This window comes from Tardiphaga sp. 619_E2_N8_4, from assembly GCF_051810905.1.
Classification (GTDB): Bacteria; Pseudomonadota; Alphaproteobacteria; order Rhizobiales; family Xanthobacteraceae; genus Tardiphaga; species Tardiphaga robiniae.
Genome location: NZ_JBPWQJ010000001.1, coordinates 4,783,473 through 4,804,707, shown reverse-complemented (window position 1 = coordinate 4,804,707; position 21,235 = coordinate 4,783,473). Strand labels below are relative to the sequence as shown.

Genomic DNA, 21,235 nt, shown 5'->3' with positions numbered 1-21,235 from the left:
AGCGGCCATGCCATAGTTCGTTCCGGACAGACATTAGATATGGGAGGCCACATGCCCAACACACGCGAACCGTTGCTGCATCCGGTCCCGATCCTGTCGCTGCGGCCAACGCAGATGACGGTGGGCATGCGCGAAGTGAAGGAGAAGCGCAAACGCTGGCGCGCGCATAAGTCCAAGCGCAAACAGGCCGAACTGCTCGGCCAGCACATGATCCCCGTGGTGCTGGGGCCGGATCAGCGTCACTACGTGGTCGATCACCATCATCTCGCACGTGCGTTGCATGACGAAGGCGTGAAGGATGTGCTCGTCACCGTGATCGCGGATCTCACGATGGTCGATATGAAAGCATTCTGGGGTGTGCTCGATCACCGCCGCTGGGCCTATCCCTATGACGCCAAGGGCGAGCGACGACACTTCAAGGACATTCCGAAATCGGTGACGGGCCTGAAGGACGATCCGTTCCGCAGCCTGGCCGGCGAAATTCGCCGCGCCGGTGGCTATGCCAAGGACACCACGCCGTTCAGCGAATTCCTGTGGGCGGACCTGTTTCGCAGCCGGCTCTCCACCAAGGAGGTCGATGCAGATTTCACCAAGGCATTGGAGAAAGCGCTGGCGATCGCCAAAAGCAAGGATGCGATCTATTTGCCGGGCTGGTGCGGACCGGCGTCCGACGACTGAGGCGCATCCATCGGAACCGACGCGGGGTCGCCTTTGCCGCCGAGCACGCGATGCAGGGCGCGTTCGATCCTTCCGCCGAGCAGCAGCACGAGGAAGGCGATCACCACCGAGACGGTGACGATGCGCCAATGGCCGGCGCCGCACATGATGCCGACACAGGCGGTCAGCCAGACGCAGGCGGCGCTGGTCAGGCCGCGGACACGGAAATGCCGCTCGGCATGAAAGATCACGCCGGCACCGAGAAAGCCAACGCCTGTGAGTATGCCCTGAATGACCCGGCTCCCGGCATCCGTGAAGCCGCCTTTGCCGAGCGGATCGGCCAGCACCACGATCATGGCAGTGGCCAGGCTGACGAGCCCCAGCGTGCGCACGCCCACGGGCTTGCCGTGCAGATCGCGGTTGAGGCCGATGGCGCCGCCGACGAGGGCGGCGATGCCGAGACGTAGGATAATGTCCGTCCAGTCGAGCAATGCGAGATCCTTCTAAACCCCTGCCACTATTTCGGCAGCCGGCCCATCATATAGAATTCGTCATTCGGCTTCATGTTGGTGACATTGGCCATCCGGTTCGACAGCGCGAAGAAGGCCGAGATCGCGGTGATGTCCCAGATATCGTCGTCGCTGAAGCCGTGGCCGGAGACCTCGGCAAAATCCTGCTCGCCGATGGTCTCGGCGGACCGGCTCACTTTCATGGCGAAGTCCAGCATCGCACGCTGCTTCGGCGTGATGTCGGCCTTGCGGTAGTTGACGGCGATCTGGTCGGCGATGGTCGGGTTCTTGGCGCGAATGCGCAGGATCGCACCATGCGCGATGACGCAATAATGGCACTGGTTGGCGGCTGACGTCGCGACCACGATCATCTCACGCTCGGCCTTGGTCAACCCGCTGTCCTTTTCCATCAGCGCGTCGTGATAGGCGAAGAACGCGCGGAATTCGTCGGGGCGATAGGCCAGCGACAGGAACACGTTCGGCACGAAGCCGGACTTTTCTTGCACGCCCATAATGCGCGTGCGGATGTCCTCGGGCAGCTTGTCGAGGGCGGGTGTCGGAAAGCGCTGCGCAATCGGCTGGGTCATCTGGCATTCCCGTGAACGTTTCTGTTTCACGAGACCATAGGCGATCACGCCGTCACCGCAAAGCGCTTGCGGCAATGCATGCCGATGCGATTAACGTAGCGGCTTCTTGAGCAGCGAGAAGCGATCCGGATCGAGGCCGAGCGAGGGTTGCAGCATCGGGGCTTCGACGCTGCGGCTCGGCGTCGCCAGGGGCCGCTCGATGAAGCCGGGATCGTTCGGTACCTCGCGATGCGAGGTGGCACCGCGCCAGCGCTCCAGCACCGCGCTGACGAACTGCATGTCGTGACCGGCAGCCACCGACGGCACCGTCGCGATGGTGGCTTCGGAGCGCGGCAGCTGATGCGGTGGCACTTCCTTGAAACGAAGGCGGGTCGGCAATGCGACGCCTTCACCGAAGGCGAGCACTTCGCGCGTGCCGAGTGACGGCACAAAGGACAGCAGGTTGGCAGCGGCATCCGACACCGCGGAGCGCAGCAGCGCCTGGTCGCGCTCATTGGCGAGACGCATGGCGAACAGTGTGTTGCACTGGGAAATGATCGTGGCGTCGAGTTCTGCCGGACGCTGCGTCACGAGGCCGAGATAGACGCCGTATTTGCGGCCTTCCTTGGCGATGCGCGACACTGCCTTGCGGGTCGGGCCAAAGCCGATATTGCGGTCGGCGGAGGCGTAGCGATGCGCTTCCTCGCAGACGAACAGCAGTGGCGAGGCGCCGTCACTCCACAGGCCGAAATCGAATGCCATCCGGCACAGCACCGACACCACGCTATCGACGACTTCCGCGGGGAAGCCGGCGAGCTGCATGATGGTCATCGGCTTGCCATTGGCGGGCAGGCGGAACAGATGGCTGATCACTTCCGCCATGGTGTCGCCGCCGACATTGGCGTTGTCGAACATGAAGGCGTAGCGCGGGTCGTTCTTCACCGCTTCGATGCGCGAGATCAGCTTGTGATACTGGATGCGCGACGAGCGGTTCTCGAGCTTGCCCATGCGCTCGTCGATCAGCGAGATCAAATCGACCAGGCGATAAGGCACCGGCGTATCGACGGTGTAGCCGATGGTCTTGGGATCGATGCGCTTGAGGCCAATGCGGTCGGCGTTCTGGTATTGCGTGTAGACGCCCTTGGCGATCGGGATGACTTCCGAGAGGATTTCGAGCTCTTCGGGCACGCCGGGGCGGCCGGCGAACAGCACGTCGACGATTTCCTCGAAATTGAACAGCCAGAACGGCAGTTTCAGATTGCGCGGGTTCAGCACCAGCGACTTATCGCCGAAGCAGCGGCCATATTCGTTATGCACATCGAGCAGGAAGATGCGCAGATGCGGGCGCGACTTCAGGATTTCATTGAGCAGCAGCGACACGCCGGTGGATTTACCGACACCGGTGGAGCCGAGCACCGCGAAGTGCTTGCTCAGCATTTCCTCGACGTCGACATAAGCGGCGACCGACTTGTCCTGCTGCAGCGTGCCCACGTTGATCTGCTCGGAGCCGGACGGCGCATAGACCGTGCGCAGATCGTGATTGCTGATCAGATCGACGATGTCGTCGATGGTGGGATAGTTGGTGACGCCGCGCTGGAATTTGGCCTTGTCTCCCTGCCCCATGATCTCGCCGAGCAGATCGACCGAGGCACTCGCGATATACATGTCAGATGCATGCATGTTCTCGGCGGACACTTCCGTGATCATGGCAATGATGGTCGAGGAGGCGCAACGGATGCTGACGAAGCGGCCGACGGTGCCGCGCATCTCCGAGGGTGTCATCGGGTTCACGGCGAGCAAGCCGACCCGGGCCAGCGAGCCGCGAACTGAGATAATGCGCCCGAACGACGCCGCTGCGTTTAAACTGGTCATTGATGAATTCGCGTCTCACGCCCCGGTTGGGCCGACTATGCAGGTCAGGGACTGGACAAATTGTTAAGGCGCGTCCGCGGGCTATCGGTGGGCTCTGCTCGTCAAACTTGCATTGCGGAATTAGCTCCGCACTGGAACGCGGAAACTCCGGCACTGGATACCTTGTCGCTTGTGGCTGGCGATTTGGCTTTACGCGGTTTTAACCAGCCCGCGAGGTCGGCATAGGCTGGCGCCCTGACCTTGCATGGGTCGTCGTCGGCGCGTTATCTCAGCGCGGTCGCCTTCGGCCGTGCACGGACCTCTCATGCGCATCGATTTTCCCGGCCTGCAGGCGTTTCTGAGCATCGCGGAGCGGGGCAGCTTCTCTCGCGCGGCCGCGCACCTCAATCTGTCGCAGACGGCGCTGAGCCACCGGATCAAGAAACTGGAAGAGGATCTCGGCTTTCAGCTGCTGGCCCGCACCACGCGGCAGGTGGCACTGACCCCGGCCGGGCTAGAACTGCTGCCGACCGCGCGGCGGATGATCGGGGAGTTGTCCGATTCCATCGATCTGCTGCGGGCACGGGGCCGCAAGCGGCAGGAGCACATCGCGCTCGGCTGCCTGCCGACCATCGCCGCCTATCACCTGCCGCGGGTGCTGAAGCAGTTCAATGCGGTGCATCCGGGGATTTCGATCAAGATCCACGACAATTCAGCCAGCGAGATTGCCACTTTGGTGCAGTCCGGGCAGGCAGAGTTCGGCATCACGATCACCGCGACCAATATATGGGATCTGGCTGTCACCCCGCTGATCAAGGAGCGCTTCGTCCTGTTGTGCACGAAGGATCATGCCTTTGCGCAGCGCAAGTTTGTGGCCTGGTCGCATCTCGAGGATATGCCGCTGATCCGTATCAGTCCGCAGGCCGGCAATAGGGCCCTGATCGACGACGCGCTCGGCCATCGCCGCGACAAGCTGAACTGGCGCTATGAGGTGCAGCATCTGCAGACGGCGGTGGGCATGGTGTTCGAGAAGCTCGGCATCGCCGTGGTCCCCAGTATCGCAGTGGCGACGCAGGGAACTGCCGGCTTGATCGCCGTTCCGCTGCGTAATCCCAGCGTCAGCCGCACGGTGGGCATCATCGTCAAGCGCGGACAGCCGGTGAGCAAGCCGGCGCAGGCGCTGATCGACCTGACCCGCAAATACTTTCAGGCTGCGGGATAATCCGCTCGGCAGGATATATGCAGGAAACTGCACGATTATCCCAGATTTCTCATTTGTTTCATATATCGGAATTGGTTACTGCGGGAGCAGAACGGTCCATAGCCCTGTCGCGATGACGTGACGGCCATGGGTACCGACATAAAAACGGCAAGGGTGGACGCATCAGGCGTCTTCAATCCATCATGACGCTCCGCTTCCCGACCAGGCTCAAGCATCTGCTGAGCGCCGCGCATTTGGCGCTCGGTGCGATATTCCTCACGAGCGCGGTACCTGTGGCGCAGGCCCAGTCCGGCTATCCGACCAAGCCCATTCGCGTGATCGTGCCGTTCGCGGCCGGCGGTGTTGCCGACATCACCATCCGCATCGTGGCCGAGAAACTCGGCGACAATCTCGGGCAGCGTCTGGTGATCGAGAACATGCCGGGCGCTGGCGGAGTCGTTGCGGCGCGCGCAGTGCTGTCGTCGCAGCCGGATGGCTATACGCTGGCGCTGCTCAGCAACGGCACCGCCGTCAGCGTGCCGCTGTTCAAGAACCTGCCATTCGATCCCGTGAAGAACTTTGCGCCGATCTCCAGCATCGGCTTCTTCGATTTCATCGTCGGCACCAATACGAATTCGCAACACAAGACGCTGGCTGACGTCATCAAGTTCGCGCGCGACAATCCCGGCAAACTGAATGTCGGCACCATCAGTGTCGGCAGTACCCAGAACCTGTCGGCCGAATTGCTCAAATCCACGGCCGGGATCAACTTCCAGATCGTGCCCTATCGCGGAACGCCGGAGGTCATTGTCGGGCTGTTGCGCGAAGACATCGATGTGATGATCGACAATTATGTCGGGATGAAATCCGCGCTGCAGGATGGCAAGATGCGTCCAGTCGGGACCACGGGCGAATCCCGTTCGGTGATCCTGAAAGACGTGCCGACGATGATCGAGGGTGGCGTGAAGGGTTATGACGTCGTGTCATGGAATGCGCTGTTCGCACCATCGGGTACGCCGCCCGAAGCGATTGCGCGGTTGAATGCGGGCCTCCGCGAAGTATTGGCGATGTCCGATGTGAAGCAGAAGCTGCTCGACCTCGGCATCGAGGCGAAAGCCAGTTCGCCCGAGGAACTGAAGGCCCGCCTGGTTGACGATATCGCGAAGTGGACCGCCGTGATCGAGAAGGCAGGAATTCCAAAACAATGACGAAACCCACCGTTCCCGGTCCCGATCCGCACACCAAGGTGCCGAAGTTCAAGCTGCCGCCGCTGGCCTGTGATGCGCATACGCATATTTTCGGGCCCGGCGCCAAATATCCCTATGTCGGTTCCTACATTCCGCCGGACGCGCCGCTAGAAAACTTCCAGGCGCTGCACAAGAAGCTCGGCATCGGCCGCGCCGTCATCGTCAATGCCAGCGTGCATGGGACAGATAACCGCGTGGCGCTCGACGCCATCGCGGTGAGCGGCGGGCGTTACCGCGCGGTGGCCAATATCGATGGCACGATCACGGAGCAGGGCCTGCGCGAACTGCATGAAGGTGGCTTCCGTGGCTGTCGCTTCAACTTCGTACGGCATCTCGGCGGCACGCCGGACATGAAAGTGTTTCATCGCATCATCGACATGATCGCGCCGATGGGCTGGCATGTCGACCTGCATTTCGATGCGGTCGATCTGCCCGACTATGCTGATCTCTTGGCAAAGCTGCCGGTGCGCTACACGATCGACCATATGGGCCGCGTCAAGGCCGCCGACGGGCTCGATCAGCAGCCGTTCCGCACCTTGATCGACCTGATGAAGCGCGACGAGAAATGCTGGGTGAAGGTCTCCGGCTGCGAGCGCGTCACCTCGATGGGGCCGCCATTCACCGACGCGGTGCCATTCGCGAAGAAAATCTGCGAGACTGCGCCGGATCGCGTGATCTGGGGGACCGACTGGCCGCACCCCAACGTCAAGGCGATGCCGAATGACGGCGATCTCGTCGATCTGATCCCGCTATTTGCGCCCGATCCGGTGATCCAGCAGAAGATCCTCGTCGACAATCCCGCGCGGCTCTTCGAATTCGACACCTAAGCGACAGGAAAATACCATGTCCAAAGCCAAGACCGGCCTCGTGGTCTCCGCCCATCCCGGCGATTTCGTCTGGCGCGCCGGCGGCGCCATCGCGCTGCATGCCAAGAAGGGCTACCGCGTCAAGATCGTCTGCCTCGCTTACGGCGAACGCGGTGAGTCGCAATTCGCCTGGAAGCAGGCGGGCATGACGCTCGACAAGGTCAAGGCGGGACGGAAAGACGAAGCGGAGCGTGCGGCGGCGTCGCTCGGCGCCGAGATCGAATTTTTCGATGCCGGCGACTATCCGTTGCATCTGACCGAAGCACACAAGGAGCGGCTGATCGATATCTATCGGGAGCTCAATCCAAGCTTCGTGCTGACGCATTCGCTCGAAGATCCCTACAATGTCGATCATCCCGCAGCGACCGCTGCAGCGCAGGAGGCCCGCATCATCGCGCAGGCGATGGGGCATAAGCCTGAGGCGGAATACAGCTACTCCGCGCCACCGGTGTTCCTGTTCGAGCCGCATCAGCCGGAGATGTGCAATTTCAAGCCGCAGGTGATCCTCAACATCGATGAGGTCTGGGACATCAAGCGCAAGACGTTCGAAATTCTCGCTGCGCAAAAGCACCTCTGGGCCTATTACGAGCGCGTCGCCTTGCAGCGCGGTATGCAGGGTGGCCGCAACACCGGCGCGGCCATGACCTATGGCGAGGCCTATCAGCGCCTGTTCCCGATGACCGTGGAGACACTGGCATGAAACCCGTCGTCGTCAGGAATATTCAACGCGCGGATGCCGACGTCGTGCAGCGGCTCGGCGCGCTCGGCGTCTCCACGGTGCACGAGGCCTATGGCCGCTTCGGCCTGATGAAGACCTATATGCGGCCGGTGTGGTCCGGCGCAGAGGCCGTCGGCACCGCCGTGACGGTGCTGGCGCAGCCCGGTGACAACTGGATGCTGCATGTGGCAATAGAGCAGTGCAAACCCGGCGACATGCTGGTGGTGGCCTGCACAACGGACAATACCGACGGCATGTTCGGCGATCTGCTCGCGACCTCGCTGAAAGCGCGCGGCGGCGTCGGTCTTGTCATCGATGCCGGCTGCCGCGACATCAAAACCCTGCGCGAGATGGGCTTTCCGGTCTGGTCACGCGCGATCTCGGCGAAGGGGACGGTCAAGGCGACGCTCGGTGCGGTGAACGTGCCGGTGGTCTGCGCCGGCGCGCAGGTGATGCCGGGTGACGTCATCGTCGCCGACGAAGACGGCGTTGTGGTGATCCCGCGCAAAGATGCTGCTGAGGTTGCGGTGAAAGGCGAGAAGCGTTTCGCGGAAGAAGACGCCAAGCGGCAGAAGCTGGCTTCCGGCATTCTTGGCCTCGACATGTACAATATGCGGGAGCCGCTCGCCAAAGCGGGCCTGATTTACGTCGACGATCCCGATCAGGCCTGAACGAGGAGGAGGCTGGCATGCGGCTCCGTATTCTGCTCGGCGATCACCCGCATACGGCCGCGCTGAAATCCGGCGCGATCATCTCTGATCTCGTCGAACTGGACTTCGCGGACTACAAGCCCACCAACAAGGGCTTCAAGCCCATGGTGCGCGACGGCGCTTTCGACGTCGCTGAAATGGCTATCGTCACCTATCTGATGGCCAGGAGCTATGACAAGCCGATGGTGCTGCTGCCAAGCGTGATGATGGCGCGGCATCAATTTGGCTTTGCGGTCACCAGCCCCGGGGCTGGTATTGCCGGACCTAAGGATCTTGAAGGCAAGCGCGTCGGCATTCGATCGTTTACGACGACGACGGGCGCGTGGCTGCGCGGTATGCTCGCCAACGACTACGGCGTCAATCTCGACGCGATTGAATGGATCACCTTCGAGGATCCGCATGTCGCCGAATATGTCGACAGCACCACCAGGGCACCCGCCGGCAAGGCGATCATGCAGATGTTGTTCGACGGCGAACTGGACGCCGTGCTCGGCGAGAAGAGCGACGATCCACGGGTGGCGCAGTTGTTCCCAGACGTGGCCGCTGCAGAGAAAGCCTGGCTGGCCAGGCATGGCGTGGTGCCGATCAACCATATGGTAGTCGTCAGCAAGCAATTGTCCGATACGCGGCCCGACGTCGTGCGCGAAGTCCACCGTATGCTGGAGGCGAGCAGGGCGGCGGCAGCCGGCAAGAGCCTGTCTTTCGATGCGGATGCCATGAATCGTTCGCTGGCTCTCATTGCAGACTATTCTGCGCAGCAGGGGCTGATCCCGCGCAGGTTCAGCGTTGATGAGCTGTTCGACGACGTGACGCGCGCGTTGCGATAGCGCGCCGTCGCCCTCATCCTGAGGAGCGGTCGTCTTCGACCGCGTCTCGAAGGATGAGCGCCCAATTCCTCATGGTTCGAGACGCGCGAAGACGCGCTCCTCACCATGAGGGGATCGAGTAAGCTCGACTAGAATACTGGAGGAAACAACCAATGACTCCCGAACCCATTTTCGATCTCGCCCATCTCGGCCATCTCGAATTGCTGACGCCGAAGCCGGACGAGAGCCTGAAATTCTTCGTCGACGTCATGGGCATGACCGTGTCGGGCCGGCAGGGCGAGTCGGTCTATCTGCGTGGCTGGGACGACTATGAGCGCTATTCGCTGAAGCTGACGGCGTCGAACACGTCGGGTATGGAGCATATGGCGCTGCGCGCACGCAGCCCGCAGGCGCTGGAGCGCCGCGTGGCGGCGCTGAAAGGCTCCGGCTACGATATCGGCTGGACCGACGGCGATCTCGGGCACGGGCCGGCATTTCGCTGCCGCGATCCCGACGGGCACATCGTCGAACTCTATTACGAGACCGAATGGTACGAGGCGCCGCCGGAACTCAAGCCGGCGCTTAAAAATCAGGCGCAGCGCTATCCGGCGCGGGGCATCAATGTGCGGCGGCTCGATCACCTCAACTGCCTCGCGGTGGACATCAAGGCCAATCGCGAGTTTTTCGAGCACTATATGGGGCTCCGGCTGACCGAGCAGATCGTGCTCAATGACGGCACGGAAGCGGCGATGTGGATGACCATGTCGAACAAGAGCTACGACTTCGCCTATTCGCGCGATCACTCCGGCACCAAGGGACGCTTCCACCATGTCACCTACGCGCTGGACAGCCGCGAAGACATTCTGCGCGCGGCTGATATCTTTCTGGAAAACGGCGTGTTCATCGAGACTGGTCCGCACAAGCACGCGATCCAGCAGACCTTCTTCCTCTATGTCTACGAGCCCGGCGGCAACCGCGTCGAAGTCGCCAATGCCGGCGCACGGCTGATCCTGGCGCCGGACTGGAAGCCCATCGTCTGGACCGAGGAGGAGCGCAAGAAGGGCCAAGCCTGGGGCCTCAAGACCATCGAGTCATTCCACACCCACGGCACGCCGCCGGTGCCCCACAAGTAGCAAGCCGCGCTGCCGGGATTGGTACGCGTCTTGCTTTGTTGACCTCAGGTTGTTTCTGACGTGGGGGCGAGCATGACTAACTCTGAGTTGCGGGCAGACATCCACAGTATCGAACCGATCCCTGATGCCGACCGGGATTCCACCGGGCCGCAGCAAATGTGGATCTGGGCCGGCGCCAATATTGCGCCCGTGAACTGGGCGCTCGGCGCGCTTGGTATCATTCTCAAGCTCGGTCTGTGGGAAACCATCGCGGTCATCGTCATCGGCAATGCGGCGGGCTCCGCGATCTTCGCCGCCTTCACGGTCATGGGCCACAAGACCGGCGTCAACCAGATGGTACTCGCGCGGTCGGCCTTCGGGCGCCGCGGCGCCTATTTGCCGAGCCTGTTGATGTTCCTGATGACGCTCGGCTGGATCGGCGTGAACACCTATTTCCCGGTCAAGATCTCGATGGCCATTCTCGGCCAGTTCGGCATCGCGGATAGCTGGTTCGCCAATCTCGTTGTGATCACCATCGTGATGGTCACGCAGGTGGTGATCGGCACCTATGGTTTCTATGCGATCCGCACCTTCGAGAAATACACCGTGCCGGTCACAGTGGTGATAATGGTGCTGATGAGCGTGCTGGCCTGGAGCCAGCCCGGGGTCGTCAACTGGAATCACACCACGTCGCTGCCGCCGGGGCCGCATCTGGCGATGCTGTCGCTGCTGATGACCGCCGTTGGCGTCGGTTGGGGCATTTCGTGGGTGACCTGGGCGTCGGACTATTCGCGCTTCGTGCCGCGCTCGACCTCGTCAAAGGCCGTGTTCTGGTACAGCTATGTCGGCATGTTCGTGCCGTCGGTGTGGCTGGCTATTCTCGGTGCCACCATCGCGTCGGTGACGCTCGACACCGATCCCGCCAAGATGGTCTCGGCGGTGTTCGGCGGCGTCGCTAGCATTCTCGTGCTGCTGCTGGTGCTGCACGGGCCGATCGCCACCAATATCCTCAACGTCTATTCGTCGGCGCTCGCGGCGCTGAGCATGGGCGTCCGCTTCTCGCGGACGATGCTGGCGCTGATCGTCGGCGTCGCCGGCTATGCGGTGACGGTGTATTTCATCTTCGCGCCGTCCTTTGCGAAGGCCTTCGACAACTGGCTGATCAGCCTGCTGATGTGGATGAGCCCCTATGCCGGGGTGGTGTTGGCCGACTTCTTCGTCAGGCGGAAGAGCCAGATCGACATCGCCGAACTCTACAAGTCGCCGGAGACCAGCATCTATGGCGATATCAACTGGAGCGGCATGATCGCGTTCTTCGCCGGCCTGATCGCCACCTGGCTGTTCCAGGATGGCCTGGTGCCTGCGTTGCAGGGGCCGATCTCGATCAACCTTCTCGGCGGCGCGGATCTGAGCTGGCTGGCGGGCATCGTTGTAGGCGGCGGCGTCTATCTGGCGCTCAGCAGGCGTCTGGCGCCGGAGCCGATGGCCATCCCGGTCGGTGGACCGGGCGAATAGGGCGAGGCGACCGGGCAGGCCGCGCCTTGTGTGGCCTGTCCATTGCCAGTGGTGTCAATGAGCTGTCATTTCCGTCCAGAGGCCTTGCGCTTTGTCCGGCGGACGGGCTAGAACGCGCCCGAACGAGATGAGCATCTCTGTTCCGACCGATTCCAGACTGGATTTTCCTGTAAGTCTCTGAATCGTTTGGGGAATGGTGTAACGGTAGCACAACAGACTCTGACTCTGTTTGTCTAGGTTCGAATCCTAGTTCCCCAGCCACACTCGAATTTCCCTTCGCAGATCAAAGACTTCTAACCCGCAGCCGTTTCGAGAAAATCCGGTGGTCCACAACAATGGCCCACACGAGGCTCGAATGGCGTCCGGTCGGTACCTGCGGCGGCGTGGCCATACATGGCTTTTGGCTTCCGACGGCCCGCGGCGCTTGCCTTATCTCGGGCCCGGAGAATCAATGTGCATCGGGCCCCGGCAGCAAGTCATCGATCCGCCCCGTGACTCGATAGGCAATGAGCCCGAACCATTCGCGCACCGCAATGTCGGTCCGCGACAGCCCGTCAAGGGCGAGGGTGGTGAAGGAAAGTGCGGCGCGCCGACCGCCGACCCACCAGTCGACTGGATAAGCCTCGACCGGAAATCCGGCTTTGCGAAACAGGCCAATCGATCGCGGCATATGGAACGCTGATGTCACCAGAACCCAGCGCTCGCCCGGCTTCGGCGCCACGAGCGCCTTGGTGAACTCGGCGTTCTCATGCGTGTTGCGCGATTGCCGCTCCATGATCAATCGCGATTTGTCGACTCCAAGGCTTTCGAAGAGCGCGGCGGCGTAATCGGCCTCCCTGGCATCCGATACCAGTCTCGGACTGCCGCCGGTGAACACCACGCGTGCGTTCGGATACTGTCGCGCCAGCGCTGCGGCTGCGATGATGCGGTCGGGCGAGCGACGGACGACCGGCGTGTCACGCGCAAGCGAAACATCGGCGTCGATCGAGCCGCCGAGCACGATGATGCCGTCAGGCGCACGCTGTCCCGGATCCCAGGGCGGGAAGCGCGATTCAAGCGGATAGAGCAGCAATCTTCCAGCCGGTGAAAACGCGGCGACCGCAAGCAGCACGGCGGCTGTGATCATAAGCCCGCGGCCAAGCGAAGAAAGCCGTGTTGCCGAAAGAACCGCGCCGAGCACACCGAGGCCGACCAGGAAATTGACCGGCGCAAGTGCGTTGCCAAGAGTCTTGGACAATATAAAAAACAACGTAAGGCCTCAGCCTCGTTGATACCAAGAACGCCATAGCAGCAAACGGCCAACGAAGCCATCGTCACGAATCGTTAGCTCGCCGGACAGGGTGCCGGATCGCCGCGGCCCCGTTCATGAGAACTTGAAAAGCGGGACAGGCAAATACCACGCAGCCTCGAAGTGGCCGAAGTCAGAGCGAGGTCTGCGTCGTCGGATGACCATGCAGCCGGTGGGTTGCCGCATCGCCAAAATGCGTAAGGAGCGCTGCCGAAAACAACTGCATTGCCGCTATCGGCCCATCTACCTCATTGTGACTACCGCCATTGCCACATGGACAGGGCATGGTTCTGTCCGGTGCATGATCACGCCGCATGCAACAGTTGTCGCGCAACGTCCAGGCAGGGTGACCGCAATGAGCGAAGTGATCAACGTCGCCAAAGCTTACGATGAGGGACGTACTCTGTTTATGGGAATAGAGCTGCTGGTCGCGCCCGGTGCGCTCGTCCCCCGGCCGGAAACCGAATTGCTTTGCGCGAGCGCTGTCGATGCTCTGCGTCAGTTAAACGTGGCGGAGCCGCGGGTGATCGACATGTGCTGTGGCGCAGGCAATCTGGCATGCGCCATCGCGCTCCAGACCCCCGACGCAAGCGTCTGGGCGAGCGATCTAACCGATGGATGTGTCACTGTCGCACGTCGCAATGTCGCCTATCACGGACTCACGCAACGCATGTCGGTGTTTCAGGGCGATCTGTTCGACGCTTTTTCAGGTCTGTCGCTGGATGGGACCATCGACCTGATCGTCTGCAACCCACCCTATATTTCGGAAACGCGGCTCAGAGGCGACCGGGCCCCCTTGCTCGAACTCGAACCACGTGAGGCATTCGCAGCCGGTCCTTACGGACTTAGCATCCATATGCGGGTTACGAAGGACGCAGTCCGATATTTGCGGCCGGGCGGCATCCTCCTGTTCGAGGTCGGCGCCGGTCAGGAGCGGCAGGTGACAACCCTTCTTGAGCGCAACAAGAGCTACGAGAGCATCAGCGTGGTGACGAATGAAACGGGCGAAGGCCGCGTCGTTATGGGATACCGCAAAGGCGCAACAACCTGAACCGCTACGGTGGCGTTCGTGACGCGGTTTGGACGCTGCAGACAAGCATCAGCTCTTCTTGCTCATGACGAAGCGTGAAATTCCCTCGATGGAATCCAGGTTCTCAGGCAAGAGCTCGCTATCTTCGACCGTGATGCCGAAGGTCTCCTCGATGAACCCGATGACCTCGAGCACTCCCGTCGAGTCGATGATGCCTTGATCGAGCAGCGATGTGTCGACCTCAAGCGAGTTGGCTTCAGCAATGTAGAAGTTCGACAGCAAGAAATCGCGAACTTGCCTTCGATAGGTCTCGAGTGGTTCCCTGACTAGCAACATGTTTCAACTCCAATGCGTAAAGAAAAGTCACGCTCGGATCATTCGGAAATCGACGCCTGCAGTGCTCTCTTGTTGAGTTTTGCTGTATTCGTTCGCGGCAGGCTGGGCACGATCACAATACACTTCGGCACCATGAAGCTTTCGAGGCGTCGCTGGCACTCTTTCTGAATCTGCTTCTCGCTCAGTGTTGTTCCCTGTTCGATAACGACAAACGCTTTAACCGCCTGCCCGAGGAGCTCGTCGGGAACGCCAATCACCGCGGCTTCCCTCACGCCCGGAATATCCATCAGCACGTTCTCCACTTCCTTGGGAGCGATCTTCTCGCCTCGGGACTTTATGATCTCGTCGCTGCGGCCAACGAAGTAGAGGTAGCCTTCCGCGTCCATCCGGCAGTAGTCACCGGTGTACAGTACCTGCTCGCCTGGCAGCGGACCGGCCTTGAGTTTCCTGGCCGTGGCCTCTGGCTTGCCCCAATAGCCTCGCATCACCGTCGCGCCGCGAATGACAAGCTGACCGACCACGTCGGGGCCCACGCGTCTGTCGCGCTCGTCGACAATCCACATCTCGGTATTCGGGATGGCGATCCCGACGCTGAGCGGCTTTCGATCGATATCCTCCGGGGGCAGAAAGGTGCAGCGCTTGCATTCAGTGAGGCCGTACATGGAATAAATGCGGGCATCCGGGAATAGATCCTGCAGCAGACGAATGTGCTTCATCGGCAGTGCAGCTCCGGTGTTCGTGACATAGCGGATACTCGAGAGATCGTGCTCCTTGATCGACTTGAGCCCCGATAGCGTTGAGAAGATCGTCGGCACGCCGGGCAGGCCGGTCACCCGTTCGTCGGCGATAAGCCCGAGAATCTGTGCCGGAAAAGCGAACGACCGTTCGAGGACCAGTCGCGCGCCCGTGCGAAACGCCATGATCATCTGATACAGGCCGTAATCGAAGGCGAGTGGCAGGACATTCAAAATGACCTCGTCTTCGCGTAGCGCGAGATATGATGCGATCGACGTGCACGCGGACAGCATGTTCCGGTGCGTCAGCATCACGCCCTTGGGATCGCCCGTCGATCCGGAGGTGTACACGATGGCCGCGAGATCGATATCGATGCAGCGGCGCGCCGGAGCTAGGTCGTGGCTGGCGGCGCCTGCCTCGTCCCAGCGTACCGCATGGGGCAGCCCCGTCAGCTCGGCATCGTCGATGGGCCCGGAAACGATTACCCGTCGCAATGACGGGCATGCCTGCGCAGGCTCCTTGAATATCGTGAGGAGATGTTTGTCTGTGATAAGCGCCGACGGCTGGCAATCATTGAGCAGGTAGCCAAGCTTGTCGCGCTTGGTGAGCGGATTGACGATGCACACCACGGCATTCGCCTTCAGCACGGCCCAGAAACTGACGACGGTCTCGACAGTGTTGTCGGCGAAGATAATCACCCGATCGCCACGTTCGACGCCGCTTGCGACCAGATAATTCGCGATTGCGTTGGAGCGTGCCTCGATCTCACCATAGCTGACGCGATGCTTGCCACACACCAGCGCCACCTTTTCACCGAGATGACGGGCGGAGTGGATGAGGTAATCGTGCAGGAGCGGTACAGGACCATGCATCAGGACAGGGCCCCCTCAACCCGGTGCTCGCGATCGACATCGACAGTCAGCTCCAGAGCGAGGCGCCCACCAGGACGGCTCGCGACGAATTGTTGGTGCAGGAGCTGGGTCGATAGCACGCCGACCATCGCCATGTTGTCGGAGTTCGAGAGATCGCCGTTGCCGGTTGCGGCCTGTGTCCGGCACTTGGTCCGCAGGCGCGCGACCGCGTCAGGATCGAAGACGTTTGCTTCGCGAATAGCCGCCTCCGAAAGCGCGTCGTCGATATAGGCGGGCGTATCGCGGCCAACGAAACATAGAGCGTCGGGCGCGCGGAATGGCTGCTTCTTGCGGGCGATGATCTCCGACGGCACGATCGGCTCTGCGACGCGCTTCAGAACGTGCTTCTCGTCAAGGACGCGGAGCTTGTAGGCGGGCGGCAGCGAATTCGCCAGCGCGACCACGTCCTCGTCAAGGAAAGGAAAGCGACCTTCAACCGAATGAGCCATGAGCATTCGATCGCCCTGAGAGGATAGGAGATATCCCGACAGCAGTGTTTGGATTTCAAGATATTCATCCTGCGCAAGGGAGCTCCATTGCGTGAATTCCGGAGGTAGACCGGCGATCAACTCGGAAACCGCATCGTGTCTCGCCGACTCCGCGCTCATGTCGCTGGAGAACAGTCGTTTGATGCCGCTGGTCGTTCGCCAGCGGGTGTCATGCGCGAAGCCCGGCGCGGCGTGCTCCGACAGATTGCGCCCAAAAAACTGCCGGGCCATTGCCTGCTGCCGTACCGGCGAGCGTGTGAGATAAGGGTAGAGACGCTCAAGCAGCCGCGCGCGGCGTGTCGAAGCGGGTTGCCGGCCCCAGAAACGGCGGACCTTGCCTTCGCGAAAGAGATCGTAGCCGGCAAACATTTCGTCGGCGCCTTCGCCGGACAGCACAACCTTGACGCCGCAGGCGCGCACCAGACGCGACAGCAGGAACAACGGCGCTGGCGCGGTTCTCAAGATCGGACGCTCGGTGTGGTAGATGACCTGCGGAAAAATCTCGGCGATGTCACTGCGCGAAACCACTACTTCATGGTGCTCACTCCCGGTGACACGGGCGACCAATCGCTGGAACTCGGTCTCATCATATTCGGCGTCAGCAAAACGCAGTGAGAAAGTCTGGAAGCGTTCGCCGGCAAAGTGGCATCCCATCGCCGCAATAAGCGAACTGTCGAGCCCGCCGGACAAATAGCTGCCGACGCTTACGTCGGAGCGCACCATTCGAAGCGACGTCGCGGATTCCAACGCGCTGCGCACTTGCTCCACGGCATCGTCGAGTGAACCAGCAAACTGGCCGTCGGGCGAACTGGACAATTGGGGATATCGCGGCTTCCAGAACGCTTTCTCGCGAACGTCGCCATTTTCATAAATGCGGAAATGTCCCGGGACCAGCTCCTTGATCCCTTGAAACACGCTCTGCGGCGGCACAACGGTCCAGAGAGTGAATGTCTGATCGATGCCGACTGGATCGAAGGTGCGGGGAATCGCTGCATCCGCCGCGAAGATGGCCTTCACTTCGCTGGCGAAATACAGTCGACCTTCGCGCTCGCAGAAATGCAAAGGGCAAATGCCGGTGCGATCGCGCGCCAGCACCAGACGACGGGCTACGGAGTCCCAGATCGCGAGCGCCCACTGACCGGTCATCCGCTCGAAGGCGTCCTCGCCCCAGGCCCGATAGGCGTTAACGATGACCTCCGTGTCGCTGCGGGTTCGGAACCTGTAGCCAAGCCTGATCAGCTTCTCACGCAACTCAACGTAGTTGAAGATTTCGCCGTTGAAGACGATCCACGTCGTGCCGCTCGCGTCCGCGAGAGGCTGTTGACCGCTCGAAATATCGATGATGGACAGGCGGGCATGTGCCAATCCCGCGCGTTCGTCCCGGTATAGGCCGCGCTCGTCCGGGCCGCGATGGGCCAGCGCGCCGAGCATGCGCATCAAGGCTTCGCGGGAGGGGGGCCCTGCGGCGGCGGTTACTGACACTATGCCCGCGATACCGCACATGCAGGTCAGTCCTCGAATACTTGAGCGACGAGCAGGGGTCGTGCGTGGAGGTAGCGCGTGACGCGACGCTTGGCGTCAATATCCCTGAATACCAAATCGACCTGGGCTGCTGTCAGTCCGATGGCCTCTGCGACTTCGTCTGACGGAATCCCGTGATTCACCGCGTAAAGGCACAGATCCATCTGGTGATAAGGCAGCGCAAAATAGAACTCCTCCTGGCTCTGCGGCATCGAGAACGTATCCGTGGTCGGTGGCCTGCGCTGAATCTCCTCCTCGACCTCGAGATATTCCGCGAGCTGATAGACCTGTGTCTTGTAGAGATGGGCGATCGGCATGACGTCAGCAATTCCGTCGCCCTGCTTGACGAAAAAGCCCAGGTCGTGCTCGAGACGGTTCGGTGTGCCGGCGACCGCATATCGGAGGCGGTCGGCGTGGTAATACTCCGTCATCTTGCGGACGCGCTGCTTGAAATTGGTCGCGGCGACGATCTGGAGATAGGCGTTTGACGAAAGACGAACGGTGCGGGTGCTGCCGTCGCGGCTCTGAACCGTGAGACGGGTGATATTCAATCCGTTGCTCGCGAAAACCGACGGTAGCACCAGCTTGCATTTCCAGCCGTCGTCATATTCGGGAACAACGGTCCGGATTGCTTCGATCTGCCGGCGATAGGCGCCGAGCCCCTCGAGGGCGGGCGATATGTCTTCCAACACAGTATCGATGCCAAGCTGCGCCGCCCAACTGCGGCCGAGCCTCAGCGAGTCGTCCGAAGAATGGTGCTCGGGCATGAAGATGCCCAAGACCTTGTCGTTGCCGAATGCACGCACGCACAACGCCGCGACGACGGAGCTGTCGATGCCGCCGGAAAGACCAACGACGGCGCCGCGGCGCCCCAACACGCCCAAGACTTGTTGGCGTAACGTCTGGACAATCCTCTCGACTTCGGCAGCGGGATCGAGCGCCAATACGTTGTTGCCAAACTCCCGCGCAGCCGGAATGTGCGCAGCAAGGGTCATGACAGCGCTTTCCGCTTGCAAAATTCAGCCGGCGTGTAGGTTTGCACGACCGCACTCTCGACCAAGGGGAGGTTGGTGGCGAGGTAGGGCTCGACGACGAGCTCGATATGCGTGCCTGCGACGGGGATCACGTCCAGGCTTGCGAGTGAGCAATCCCAGCCGAGCGATTGCGGCGCTCCATCTCGGTTGCAGCGAAACAGTGTAGCTCCGATCGGCAAAGACGGCCTGGGCGACGCCAGCCATTGGTAGAAAGCTCGCGACCGCAACACCTCTTGCAGCTCAAGCCTAATTCGGAAGCAGGTGGCGTTGAACTTCCCTCGCGCATAGCGATGAAGCATCCAGGTAAGGGGGGCCTCGCCACCGATTGCTGCCGTAACCTTTGCGAGCGCCCGGCAGGCTATCCGCGAAATGTTCACACGATTGGCGCGGAGCCGCCGCAACGTTCGGGCGAGCGTCTCCCGGTAATCGCGGCCCTCGTTGATAATCGCTGTATCGAGAATCCCCAGGAACTTGATGGACCGCCGTGCTTCCAGCAGCCGCGCCGCAACTTCGAATGCCACCACACCACCAAGGGAATGGCCGAGAAGGCGAACATGTCCGACAGGTTGGCTCCGGCGGATTTGCTCCACCGCGGCATCTGCCATAGAGGCGACCGTGTTGTTTCCGGCGAGGATGCTCCCCAGGTCGGGGTATTTGATCGGGACGACCCGGGCGATCTTGCCGAGCCCCGCTGCAAAAGCGGCCATGCTCGGACCGTAACCGAGGGACCCCGGCAACAGGAACAGGATGGGACGCAGATCGGCTTGCACGCCCACGGCTTTGGCGGTTGCCTTCCCGGACACAATCGCCTTGACCATCTCCGCGGCTGTCATATCGAGTGCGAAGTGTGCGACCGAGAGCTCCAGCCCGGTGGCGCTCTCTATCTCCTGAATGCACCGCTGCAGCCTTGATAAATCGTCGGCTTCCTCCGAGGTTCCAGGCATGTTGGGAGTGTTGAAACTCGTGGACTGGGCATCCCGCACGATTTGATAGATCGTCGGCTCGCGTCCCTGCGCCCATGAGGGCCGCAGCCTCTGGTTGACGAACGGGTCGGCCGGTCGTTCCACCACTTCTGGTTGGAGATAAGTCCGAGCCATAGGTCACCTGCCGAGCCTAAAGCTTGTTATCGCCGGGCATGGAAATTTCGACATCCTGCGTTTGAAGGACGTCGCCGACAGATGGGACAACGGTGTGCCATTATGTCGCGGCGGCGCTTCCGCTGAGCTTCATCGATTTCCGCGATCATCTCGGGTTGGCACGGCGGGATTGCTGCTCATCGAGGCGGCTTGGTTCCGTATTGCTGGAAAGTAGCAAGCCAGGCGCTGCGCTGAACACCAGCTCGATATGAATGCCCAGCGCTGTGATGACGACTGGGTGCAGTATGTCGTCCGGAACATGTTCAGAAAGGTGCTTGAGGGCCGCACCTTCACCTTGACCGGCCCGCTCCAAGCTGAGGCGAAGGAACTCTCTGAAAGCTGCCGGGCGATCATCAGGAGCGCTGCAACGGAGTACCGCATAGTAAAAGTTGTGGAACGGAGCAGGACAACCGGACTTGAGTCGATGACTTCACTCCGCGGAGGTATCGATGTGAGAGCAACGAAACTACCAGCAGTCAATCTGTTGCTGTGCCGCCGTTGCGGGGGGGGCACGCACTCTTATCAAGATTGTGGCGCAGCCTAGAGCCAGTCTGCCCGGCGACCGTAGGACGTTCCGGTGTCCCAGCTGCATGTCGTCCCAGACCTACCAAATCAACCGGCACGGGGCGCAGCTACTATCTTCGGATTGAGATGCAATTGGGCGGCTATAATCTGACTGGAAAATATCCGGACCAGATTGCTCCTGATTCTCCAACCAGCACGCTCAGTCGTGTTCGCACGCCGCGTCGTTTCTCGTGCTGAGCGATGGATAAACTTCAGGTCGGCAATATCGGTGGCTGGAACCAAAAGTTGCGATTCTGATTCGCTGCTTTGCCCGGAGGCCATACGTCGTCGCCACACTACGCCGCCGCGCGCCCACAAGTAGTGAAATTGGAGCTATCAACCTCAGATGTTTGTCGCTAACTGGCTGATATTGCAGGCCATCGAAAAAGAGAGCTCCGGTTCATTTTTGTTCAGTCAGAATGTCGCACCTTTAC

At 61.2% G+C, this 21,235-nt stretch carries 19 protein-coding genes and 1 tRNA gene; 11 read left to right on the top strand and 9 right to left on the bottom strand.

Going from position 1 to position 21,235, the window contains the following annotated elements; translation table 11 throughout:
- The first annotated feature begins 51 nt into the window (after nt 1-51).
- The gene (locus tag AB8A23_RS23125; protein WP_439058105.1) at nt 52-678 is read left to right on the top strand and encodes a ParB-like protein; all 627 of its coding nucleotides are present in this window, start codon (nt 52-54) and stop codon (nt 676-678) included.
- Here AB8A23_RS23125 and AB8A23_RS23120 read toward each other — a convergent pair.
- The 3 genes from AB8A23_RS23120 to AB8A23_RS23110 form a co-directional block, all read right to left on the bottom strand.
- Complete coding sequence (locus AB8A23_RS23120) at nt 639-1,148, bottom strand: MgtC/SapB family protein (protein ID WP_175367366.1); 510 nt, start codon at nt 1,146-1,148, stop codon at nt 639-641. The two genes, AB8A23_RS23125 and AB8A23_RS23120, sit on opposite strands and share 40 nt — an antisense overlap.
- A 26-nt stretch (nt 1,149-1,174) precedes the next feature.
- Nucleotides 1,175-1,753 carry a peroxidase-related enzyme gene (locus tag AB8A23_RS23115; protein WP_089267324.1) on the bottom strand — a complete coding sequence of 193 codons (579 nt, stop codon included), beginning with the start codon at nt 1,751-1,753 and terminating at the stop codon, nt 1,175-1,177.
- Nucleotides 1,754-1,843: 90 nt separating this feature from the next.
- Nucleotides 1,844-3,604 carry an ATP-binding protein gene (locus AB8A23_RS23110; protein ID WP_439058106.1) on the bottom strand — a complete coding sequence of 587 codons (1,761 nt, stop codon included), beginning with the start codon at nt 3,602-3,604 and terminating at the stop codon, nt 1,844-1,846.
- A 304-nt stretch (nt 3,605-3,908) separates the two neighbouring features.
- On the opposite strand from AB8A23_RS23110, the gene AB8A23_RS23105 reads away from it, so the two are divergent.
- From AB8A23_RS23105 to AB8A23_RS23065, 9 genes are all read left to right on the top strand, one after another.
- Nucleotides 3,909-4,805, top strand: a complete 897-nt coding sequence (locus AB8A23_RS23105) for a LysR family transcriptional regulator (RefSeq protein WP_116660335.1) — start codon at nt 3,909-3,911, stop codon at nt 4,803-4,805.
- A 182-nt stretch (nt 4,806-4,987) separates the two neighbouring features.
- A complete protein-coding gene (locus AB8A23_RS23100) occupies nt 4,988-5,992 on the top strand; it encodes a Bug family tripartite tricarboxylate transporter substrate binding protein (RefSeq protein WP_439058107.1) in 1,005 nt (334 codons plus the stop codon).
- Nucleotides 5,989-6,858: an amidohydrolase family protein gene (locus AB8A23_RS23095; RefSeq protein ID WP_439058108.1), complete on the top strand. Its 870-nt coding sequence runs from the start codon at nt 5,989-5,991 to the stop codon at nt 6,856-6,858. Before AB8A23_RS23100 ends, AB8A23_RS23095 begins: the two co-directional genes overlap by 4 nt.
- A gap of 16 nt (nt 6,859-6,874) precedes the next feature.
- Entirely contained in the window at nt 6,875-7,597 is a 723-nt protein-coding gene (locus AB8A23_RS23090; protein WP_089267177.1) for a PIG-L deacetylase family protein, read from the top strand.
- Nucleotides 7,594-8,286, top strand: coding sequence for a 4-carboxy-4-hydroxy-2-oxoadipate aldolase/oxaloacetate decarboxylase (locus AB8A23_RS23085; RefSeq protein ID WP_439058109.1), 693 nt, complete (start codon nt 7,594-7,596; stop codon nt 8,284-8,286). The genes AB8A23_RS23090 and AB8A23_RS23085 overlap by 4 nt, the downstream gene beginning before the upstream one ends.
- A gap of 17 nt (nt 8,287-8,303) precedes the next feature.
- Complete coding sequence (locus tag AB8A23_RS23080; protein ID WP_439058110.1) at nt 8,304-9,152, top strand: ABC transporter substrate-binding protein; 849 nt, start codon at nt 8,304-8,306, stop codon at nt 9,150-9,152.
- A gap of 152 nt (nt 9,153-9,304) precedes the next feature.
- Nucleotides 9,305-10,264: a catechol 2,3-dioxygenase gene (locus AB8A23_RS23075; protein ID WP_068730601.1), complete on the top strand. Its 960-nt coding sequence runs from the start codon at nt 9,305-9,307 to the stop codon at nt 10,262-10,264.
- Between the two features lie 72 nt (nt 10,265-10,336).
- Nucleotides 10,337-11,758, top strand: a complete 1,422-nt coding sequence (locus AB8A23_RS23070) for a purine-cytosine permease family protein (RefSeq protein ID WP_175367361.1) — start codon at nt 10,337-10,339, stop codon at nt 11,756-11,758.
- 187 nt (nt 11,759-11,945) lie between these two features.
- Nucleotides 11,946-12,019: transfer RNA gene (locus AB8A23_RS23065), tRNA-Gln, on the top strand.
- A 187-nt stretch (nt 12,020-12,206) separates the two neighbouring features.
- On the opposite strand, the gene AB8A23_RS23060 is transcribed toward AB8A23_RS23065, so the two are convergent.
- The gene (locus AB8A23_RS23060; RefSeq protein ID WP_175367360.1) at nt 12,207-13,007 is read right to left on the bottom strand and encodes a YdcF family protein; all 801 of its coding nucleotides are present in this window, start codon (nt 13,005-13,007) and stop codon (nt 12,207-12,209) included.
- 394 nt (nt 13,008-13,401) lie between these two features.
- Here AB8A23_RS23060 and AB8A23_RS23055 point away from each other — a divergent pair, with 394 nt between their 5' ends.
- On the top strand, nt 13,402-14,097 hold the full coding sequence (locus AB8A23_RS23055) for a N5-glutamine methyltransferase family protein (RefSeq protein ID WP_089267325.1): 696 nt from the start codon (nt 13,402-13,404) through the stop codon (nt 14,095-14,097).
- A gap of 48 nt (nt 14,098-14,145) precedes the next feature.
- On the opposite strand, the gene AB8A23_RS23050 is transcribed toward AB8A23_RS23055, so the two are convergent.
- Genes AB8A23_RS23050 through AB8A23_RS23030 form a run of 5 tightly spaced genes read right to left on the bottom strand, consistent with a single transcriptional unit; the run spans nt 14,146 to nt 20,198 of the window.
- The gene (locus tag AB8A23_RS23050) at nt 14,146-14,412 is read right to left on the bottom strand and encodes an acyl carrier protein (RefSeq protein WP_089267182.1); all 267 of its coding nucleotides are present in this window, start codon (nt 14,410-14,412) and stop codon (nt 14,146-14,148) included.
- 38 nt (nt 14,413-14,450) lie between these two features.
- Nucleotides 14,451-16,019, bottom strand: a complete 1,569-nt coding sequence (locus AB8A23_RS23045) for a class I adenylate-forming enzyme family protein (RefSeq protein ID WP_439058111.1) — start codon at nt 16,017-16,019, stop codon at nt 14,451-14,453.
- Nucleotides 16,019-18,049 carry an asparagine synthase (glutamine-hydrolyzing) gene (gene asnB, locus AB8A23_RS23040; RefSeq protein WP_439058112.1) on the bottom strand — a complete coding sequence of 677 codons (2,031 nt, stop codon included), beginning with the start codon at nt 18,047-18,049 and terminating at the stop codon, nt 16,019-16,021. The genes AB8A23_RS23045 and asnB overlap by 1 nt, the downstream gene beginning before the upstream one ends.
- Nucleotides 18,050-18,054: 5 nt before the next feature.
- Nucleotides 18,055-19,062 carry an NAD(+) synthase gene (nadE, locus tag AB8A23_RS23035; RefSeq protein WP_439058113.1) on the bottom strand — a complete coding sequence of 336 codons (1,008 nt, stop codon included), beginning with the start codon at nt 19,060-19,062 and terminating at the stop codon, nt 18,055-18,057.
- Nucleotides 19,059-20,198, bottom strand: a complete 1,140-nt coding sequence (locus AB8A23_RS23030; protein ID WP_175367357.1) for a thioesterase domain-containing protein — start codon at nt 20,196-20,198, stop codon at nt 19,059-19,061. The genes nadE and AB8A23_RS23030 overlap by 4 nt, the downstream gene beginning before the upstream one ends.
- Nucleotides 20,199-21,235: the final 1,037 nt, after the last annotated feature.